The sequence below is a fragment of the Mesorhizobium sp. WSM4816 genome, from assembly GCF_055811535.1.
This window is the reverse complement of sequence record NZ_JBVVQR010000103.1, coordinates 1-689: the sequence shown is the minus strand read 5'-3', so window position 1 is coordinate 689 and position 689 is coordinate 1. Positions and strand designations below refer to the sequence as shown.

Here is a 689-nt window from a genome sequence, read left to right as displayed (position 1 = left end):
GGCAGGGCTGTCCGGGGAAAGTTTTGAGTGAATCGAAATGCCACATGTGCATGCCCCGTAAAACGGGGTTTGTCCGTCTTCTCTCTGGTTGTCGAGACTCAGAAGAGGAACGGGGCATGCGCTTTGCACCTAGCATCTTCGGGCAGCTTCTTGAACCCATCGATCGGCGTCAATTCCAAGCAATTGTGGATCACCACGACGGGGATGCGTACGACAAATCGTTCAGAAGCTGGGATCATCTGGTGGCGCTGATCTATGCCCAGTTCTGCGGCAGCAGCAGCTTGCGTGGCCTGGAAGCCGGCTGGAACGCCAACAGCCAGCATCATTATCACCTGGGCAGCGGTCCGTTGATACGTTCGACCTTGTCGGATGCCAACCGACGGCGTCCGGTCGCCATCTTTGCCGAGGCGTTCGGTCTGGTGGCGAACCTGCTCGACAGGCAAACGCGGCGCGAGGGCGAAGCAATGCTGCGGCTGATCGACTCGACCCCCGTTCCGCTCGGCAAACTGTGCGATTGGGCCAAGTCGAATGGGCGCATCCGCGGCATGAAGGTGCATGTCGTCTATGACCCGAAGACCGACAGTCCGCGCGTCCTCGACATCACCGACGCCAACGTCAACGACGCCCAGGTCGGTCGCCAGATCACGATCGAAGCTGGAGCGACCTACGTGTTCGACAAGGGCTACTGC

1 protein-coding gene is annotated in these 689 nt (G+C 59.8%); it reads left to right on the top strand.

Features of this window, described 5'->3' with window-relative positions; genetic code table 11:
* Positions 1 to 116: 116 nt before the first annotated feature.
* The coding region (locus AC0L3H_RS32990) for a DUF4372 domain-containing protein (RefSeq protein WP_473588251.1) at positions 117 to 689 on the top strand (573 nt) is incomplete at its 3' end.